The 6,011-nt window shown below is 67.5% G+C and carries 7 protein-coding genes and 1 pseudogene; all 8 read right to left on the bottom strand.

All coding sequences use genetic code 11. From position 1 onward, the window contains the following. Window positions 1-133 precede the first annotated feature (133 nt). Window positions 134-463 (bottom strand): hypothetical protein, encoded by a 330-nt coding sequence (locus ACEN88_RS22740; protein WP_413343269.1) that lies wholly within the window; start codon window positions 461-463, stop codon window positions 134-136. Beyond that, entirely contained in the window at window positions 456-845 is a 390-nt protein-coding gene (gene fliS / locus ACEN88_RS22735; protein ID WP_413343267.1) for a flagellar export chaperone FliS, read from the bottom strand. Before fliS ends, ACEN88_RS22740 begins: the two co-directional genes overlap by 8 nt. 10 nt (window positions 846-855) lie before the next feature. Next, a complete protein-coding gene (fliD, locus tag ACEN88_RS22730; protein ID WP_413343265.1) occupies window positions 856-2,313 on the bottom strand; it encodes a flagellar filament capping protein FliD in 1,458 nt (485 codons plus the stop codon). A gap of 14 nt (window positions 2,314-2,327) precedes the next feature. Then, window positions 2,328-2,780, bottom strand: coding sequence for a flagellar export protein FliJ (gene fliJ / locus ACEN88_RS22725; RefSeq protein ID WP_413343263.1), 453 nt, complete (start codon window positions 2,778-2,780; stop codon window positions 2,328-2,330). After that, window positions 2,777-4,093 (bottom strand): flagellar protein export ATPase FliI, encoded by a 1,317-nt coding sequence (gene fliI / locus ACEN88_RS22720; protein ID WP_413343261.1) that lies wholly within the window; start codon window positions 4,091-4,093, stop codon window positions 2,777-2,779. The genes fliJ and fliI overlap by 4 nt, the downstream gene beginning before the upstream one ends. Then, a complete protein-coding gene (gene fliH / locus ACEN88_RS22715; protein ID WP_413343260.1) occupies window positions 4,090-4,782 on the bottom strand; it encodes a flagellar assembly protein FliH in 693 nt (230 codons plus the stop codon). Before fliH ends, fliI begins: the two co-directional genes overlap by 4 nt. Continuing rightward, window positions 4,779-5,801 (bottom strand): flagellar motor switch protein FliG, encoded by a 1,023-nt coding sequence (locus ACEN88_RS22710; RefSeq protein ID WP_413343258.1) that lies wholly within the window; start codon window positions 5,799-5,801, stop codon window positions 4,779-4,781. Before ACEN88_RS22710 ends, fliH begins: the two co-directional genes overlap by 4 nt. After that, window positions 5,782-6,011, bottom strand: a pseudogene (locus ACEN88_RS22705) (flagellar M-ring protein FliF); the annotation flags it as partial. The gene ACEN88_RS22710 and the pseudogene ACEN88_RS22705, both read right to left, overlap by 20 nt.

Genomic DNA, 6,011 nt, shown 5'->3' with positions numbered 1-6,011 from the left:
ACCGCGGCGCCGTCGGCCGTGGATTGCGTGGGTGCCGCCGCGGTCGGTGCATCCTTGGCGGCAGCCGGGGCATTCGCCTGCTTGGCGGCCGGCGGGGCCGACGTGGACGGGTTTGCGGTGTTGAGCATCATGGTCATTCCTGGCTTGCGCCTGATTCTGTTTCGCTGTGCATCGCGTAGGCGATCCAGCCGTCCTTGTTGGCGCGCATCTCTTCCAGGCGCGGTTCGAGCGCGCGCGCGGCGGCGGCCACCTCGCGCGCGGCCGTGTCGTGCTGGGCACGCACGCGTTCCAGCGCGGCGCGTTCCCCGGCGGTCCACGGCCCCTGTGCGGCGAGCGCGTTCAAGGCCGGGAAGAGGGCACGGGCCTGTTCGCCCAGCCGGTCCCAGTCCTGGCGCGCGGCGGCGTCCTGCAGGGCATTGCCTAATAGCGCCAGCGGTGCAAGCCGGTCGGTCCTGTCAGCCATTGCGCGCCTGTACGCCGGCCCAGCCCTGGCGGATGGTGGTCAGGATGCGCACGACCTCGTCGATCATCGCCGGGTCCTGCTTGATGCCGGCGCCGTGCAGGTGCGTGACGCAGAAGTCATACAGGTTGGCGAGGTTGGCGACGACCTGGCCGCCGGTCTCGAAATCGAGCGAGCTGGACAGGCCGTTGATGATGTCGACGCATTTGTTGATGCTGTGGGCGCGCTGTTCGTAGCGCTTGGCCACGATGTGGGCGCGGGCGCGTGCCAGTTCGTCGAGCAGGCCATCGGTCAGCACCAGGACGAGTTCGATCGGCGAGGCGCGCGACGTTTGCGCGTCCAGGCTGGTGGCGTGATAGCTGCTGTAGGCTTCGGTATAAGACATCTCGAATCTCTCAGTTGGATGAGCTGCTGTTGAACAGCGCGCTGAACATCGAAGAATTGTTTTGCATGGTCGACTGCAGGGCCTGCAGGGCGGTGTACTGCTTCAGGTAGCGCTGGTAGGCCGCGTTGTACTTGTCATCGAGGTCCGTCTGGCGCTCGGTCAGGCGCGACTGCAGCTTGCTGTTGGCGTCGGTACGCTGCTGGATCTGGCCGCTGGTCGTGTTGCTCCACATGTTCAGGTAGGTGTTCAGCGAGCCCGCGATGCCTTTCGGTGCCGACGTGCTGGCGGTACCGATCAGCGTGTCGAGGCCGGTCGGATTGACGGCCAGCTGCTTTTGCAGGCGCGCCGAATCCAGGCTGAGGGTGCCGTCGTGCGCGGCCGTGATGCCGTAGCTGGCCAGCGACAGCACGCCGCTCGGCCGCAGCAGGTCGACGACGCGGTTGCGCAGCGCGGTCACGCCCGCGTCGTGAGCAAACGCGCCGGCCGCGACGTTGTTCTTGGCATCGCCCGACGAGAGGAGGCCGTCGAGTGCGCTCTTGAGTTTGTTGTAGGCGTCGACGAACGCCTGCACGTTCGCCGTCGTGCCGGTGGCGTTGCCGCCCACCGTCAGCGTGATCGGCGTGGCGCCCGGCGCCTGGGCCTTGGTCGCCGTGAACGATACGCCGTCGATGTTCGTGAAGATGTTCGACGCCTGCGTGACTTCCGTCGTGGGATCGGTGGGATCGCCGAAGTTGACGATGGCGTCCTGGGCCGTACTCATGACCGTGGGCGCGGCGTTCAGGGCGGACTGCAGGTTGGCGTCGAGCACGCCGGTCGTATCGAGCGAGATGGTGTTCGCCGCGCCGGTTTTCGTCGACGACAGCACGAGACGCGACGTCGCGCTGGCGCCGGTGCCGATCGTGACGATGCCGGCCGTGACCTTGCCGCCATTGTCGGCGGACTGGTTGATGGCCACCGCAAGCTCGCGCGCGGTGAGCGTGCCGTTCTTGTCCGCATCGGCGGCGGCGAGGTCGACGTTGATGGTGACCGGGGTCGCGGCAAGGTCGGACGGGTCGGCCAGGTTCAGCTTCAATACGCCGGGCTGGTAGGTGCCATCGGGCTGCTGTTCCGCGCTCAGGTCGAAGTCGCCCAGGTTGTAGGCGATCTGGCTCGGCGTGGCCACCTGTTTGACGAAAACGCTGTAGGCGCCGGGCGCCGCGGTCGAGTTGGCGGTGGCCGTACCGAGCGTCGTGTCGGACAACGTGGCGCTCTGGGCGAGCATCGACTTGCCGACGCCGGCCAGGCTGGCGAGGGACGTCTGGTAAGCCGAGATCGCGGAGCTCAGCGTCGTCAGGGCCTTGGCCGTGGCGTTCGCCGTATTGGTCTGCGTGGTCAGCTGGGTCTGTGCACCTTCGATGTACTTGTCGGCCAGGGCCTTGGCGGTGCTGGTCGGGTCGTAGGTGGGGGCGGTGATCGCGCTCGTTGCCATATCGGTTCTCCTGCTTATACGTTCTTTGCCAGCCACGACTGCGTGGCGATCTCGTCTTCGCGTTTGCGCTGCGTGCGTTCCTGCGCACGCGCATACGCGACCTCGTGCTGCTCCAGCACCTTGCCCAGCAGCTCGCGCCGCGTCCAGGCCTGGGCCAGGTGCTTCTGCGCGACGGCCATGTCGGCCTCGTGCAACTGCAGGTCGGTCCGGTGCGTATCCGCCAGCGCGAACACGGCCTGCTTGTAATTGCCGCAGTTGATGGCCAGCGCCGGCGACAGCGCGCGTGCGCCGGCCGGCTGCCCCGACGGGCCGCTGTCTTCCGCCAACGCCGTCAGGCGCTCCACGCTGGCCTGGTAGCGCGCACGCGTCGCCTCCTTCTTCGCCAGCGCCGTCTGCATGCGTTCCACTTCGGTGCTGCGCACGCGTACGAGCGTGTCCAGGCTGGTGATCGTCTCGCGCTTGCTCATGCCATCATCGCTTTCAGTTGGTCGACGCAGTCCGCGAACGGCGCGTCTTCGCGCGTGCCCTGGCACAGGAACGCCTCGATGTGCGGGTGCAGCTTCACGGCGCGGTCGGTTTCCGGATCGGCGCCCGGCTGGTACGCGCCGAGCGGGATCAGGTCGCGCACGCGCGCATGCTTCGCCAGCGCGGCCTTCAGCTTGCGCGCCGCCTGGGAGTGTTCCGGCGTCACCACCTGCGCCATGCAGCGGCTGATGGATTGCGCCACGTCGATCGCCGGGTAGTGCCCGCGTTCGGCCAGTTCGCGCGTCAGCACGATGTGGCCGTCGAGGATCGCGCGGGCGCTGTCGACGACCGGGTCCTGCTGGTCGTCGCCTTCCGCCAGCACGGTGTAGATGGCGCTCATGCTGCCCTGTTCGTTTTCGCCGTTGCCGGCCGATTCGACGAGCTGCGGCAGGTTCGAGAACACCGACGGCGGATAGCCGCGCGTGGCCGGCGGCTCGCCCAGCGACAGCGCCACTTCGCGCAGCGCCATCGCATAGCGCGTCAGCGAATCGCACAGCAGCAGCACGTTCTGGCCGCGGTCGCGGAAATGCGCCGCGATCGAGTGGCACAGTTCCGTCGCCATCACGCGCATCAATGGGCTTTCATCGGCCGGCGCCACGACGACGACAGCTCGACGCAAACCCTCCGCGCCGAGCGACTTCTCGACGAATTCGCGCACCTCGCGGTTACGCTCGCCGATCAGGCCCACGACGATCACGTCGGCCACGGTCTGGCGCGTGATCAGGCCGAGCAGCACGGATTTACCCACGCCGGAACCGGCCATCAGGCCGACGCGCTGGCCCTTGCCGAGCGTGAGCATCGAATTGATCGCGCGCACGCCGACGTCCAGCGGTTCTTCCACCGGGGCCTTGCGCAGCGGGTTGACCTTCGGCGGCGTCGTCGACAGGGTTTCCTCTCCACCCAGCTTGCCGCGGCCGTCGATCGGTTCGCCCAGGCCGTTCACCATGCGGCCCATCCACGACGGGCCGATCTGGATGCTGGACGGGCCCGTGGCCGGCAGCACGCGCGCGCCGGTCACGAGGCCGTCGGCCTGCTTGAACGGCATCAGGTACGTGACCTTGTCGCGGAAGCCCACGACCTGCGCGTCGAGCCACGAGCCGTCGACGGTCTCGACGCGGCAGCGCTGGCCCGTGTGCAGGCGGCAGCCCACGCTTTCGAGCAGCAGGCCCTGCACGGCGACGAGGCGCCCGGTGGGCGTCGCGACCGGCGGGGCCTTGATCTCGAGCGCGCGCAGGGTTTCGGCCAGTGCGCTCACTCGGCGTCCTCCTTCGCGGCCGAGTCCAGGCTTTCGCGGACTTGCGTCATGCAGGCGGCGAGGCGGTTCTGGCAGCCGGCGTCCACTTCATGGTCGCCCGCACGAACGCGGCACTCGCCCAGGTCCAGGGCGGGATCGGACATCAGGTTCCACTTCTTGGCGCGCTTCGGATCGAGTTCCTGGATGCGCTTGAGTTCTTCCGGATTCATGAACACTTCCACCTCGTCGCGCGTCGGCGGCATCGCGGCCAGCGCCTCGTCGACGAGGTTCAGCATCTGCACGGGTTGCAGCGCCAGCTCGGCGCGGATCACCTGGCGGGCGATCTTGCCGACCAGGTCCACCACTTCCTTGCGCTGGGCGTTGCGGAATTCGGTCTTCATCTTCTTCAGGCTGCGCAGCATGGCGTCGACCGGCTTGGCCATCTGCTCCAGTTCGGCCAGCGCCTGCTGGCGGCCTTCGGCGATGCCGCGCTCCACGCCTTCGGCATGGCCCGCGTCATAGCCGTCGGCACGGCCTTCGTCCAGTCCGACTTCATAGCCTTCGCGCTGGCCCTGGCGATAGCCGTCGGCCACCGCGCTCTGCCAGTCCTCGGTCGGCGTGGCGGAGGACGACGATTGCGCGCCCTTGGCCGCGCCGGCGGCGATGAACTGCGCCAGCGGCGGGAAGTGATAAGGCCGGAACTGCTTCATTCGGCAGTCGCCTCGGCAAACAGCTGGACTTCGATCTCACCGTTGTCGACGAGCTCCTTGACCTGCGCCATGATCTCCTGGCGCGTCTGCACGATGCGCGACATCGGCACCGGGCCGGAACGCTTCATGAGGTCCTCGAAGCTCTGTGCCTGGCGCTTCGGCATCGCGCCGAGCAGCGCGTCGCGCAGCGCGGGTTCGGCACCCTTGAGCGCGATCGCCCACTGCTCCAGCGGAATCTCGTCGAGCAGGCGGGTGATCGTCTGCTCGGTCTGTTTCGACAGGATGAAGAAGTCGTACATCGACATCTCGATCTTCGACACGACATCCGGATCGTGCGCGCGCAGCAGCTCGACCATCGTGGCGCGGTTGTTCGGCAGGCGGTTCAGGATGTCCGCCGCCTGGCGCACGCCTTCCACGGTGGCGCTCTGCGTGTCCAGCGCGGACAGGCAGCGCTGCACCAGCTCTTCCAGCTCGGTGAGCAGGTCGCGGTCGATCTCTTCCAGGCGCGCCAGGTTCAGCAGGACCATCTCGCGGCTGCCTTCCGGCAGCGCATCGATGATCTGGCCGGCCAGCGCGGGCGGCAGGAAGGCGAGGAACACGGCCTGCATCTGCACGTGTTCGGCGGCGATGTAGTCGGCCAGCCACTTCGGCGATGCGTACTGCAGGCGCGCCATCATCGGGCGGATGGCGTCGCCGTAGATCGTGTTGAGCACGGAATTGGCGATCTCGCTGCCCAGGGCCAGGTCGAGCGAACGCTTCAGGTAGCTGCGCGAAGCGCCGTGCAGGCCGCTCTGCTGGCGGTAGTCGTCGAAGAACTTCTGGATCGAGTTCTTCACGGCGTCGACCTTGATGCCGCTCATGCGGCTCATCACCTGGGTCAGTTCGATCAATTCCTCGCGTTCGAGGCAGCGCAGAACGGCCGCAGCCGGTTCTTCACCAATGGACAGCAATACGATTGCGGCCTGTTCGACCGGGCTCAGCACTGCTTCCTGCACGTCGTTATTGTTCAGATCCGGCATTTTTCTTTTGCACCCATTGTTTGACCACTTCCGCCACCCGCTCCGGCTCCTTGCCCGCCAGGACTTTCAGGTGGTCGACCATCACATCCACGGCCGAGCCGGCCGGAGGCAAATCGTATTCCTCGAGCAGCGCCTGGACCGGCAGCGTGCCGCTGGTCGATGCTGCCGCCGCTTCGTCCGTCAGGGCCGCCGCCGCGGTGGCGCCCGGGG

The organism is Massilia sp. CT11-108 (assembly GCF_047302915.1).
Classification (GTDB): domain Bacteria; phylum Pseudomonadota; class Gammaproteobacteria; order Burkholderiales; family Burkholderiaceae_D; genus Telluria; species Telluria orientalis.
This window is presented reverse-complemented; position numbering and strand designations above follow the sequence as displayed.

What these genes read in the sequence shown, in the direction of transcription:
- fliD (WP_413343265.1), bottom strand. Translation starts at nt 2,313, where the DNA reads ATGGCAACGAGCGCGATCACCGCCCCCACCTACGACCCGACCAGCACC.
- ACEN88_RS22710 (WP_413343258.1), bottom strand. Translation starts at nt 5,801, where the DNA reads ATGCCGGATCTGAACAATAACGACGTGCAGGAAGCAGTGCTGAGCCCG.
- fliS (WP_413343267.1), bottom strand. Translation starts at nt 845, where the DNA reads ATGTCTTATACCGAAGCCTACAGCAGCTATCACGCCACCAGCCTGGAC.
- fliJ (WP_413343263.1), bottom strand. Translation starts at nt 2,780, where the DNA reads ATGAGCAAGCGCGAGACGATCACCAGCCTGGACACGCTCGTACGCGTG.
- ACEN88_RS22740 (WP_413343269.1), bottom strand. Translation starts at nt 463, where the DNA reads ATGGCTGACAGGACCGACCGGCTTGCACCGCTGGCGCTATTAGGCAAT.
- fliH (WP_413343260.1), bottom strand. Translation starts at nt 4,782, where the DNA reads ATGAAGCAGTTCCGGCCTTATCACTTCCCGCCGCTGGCGCAGTTCATC.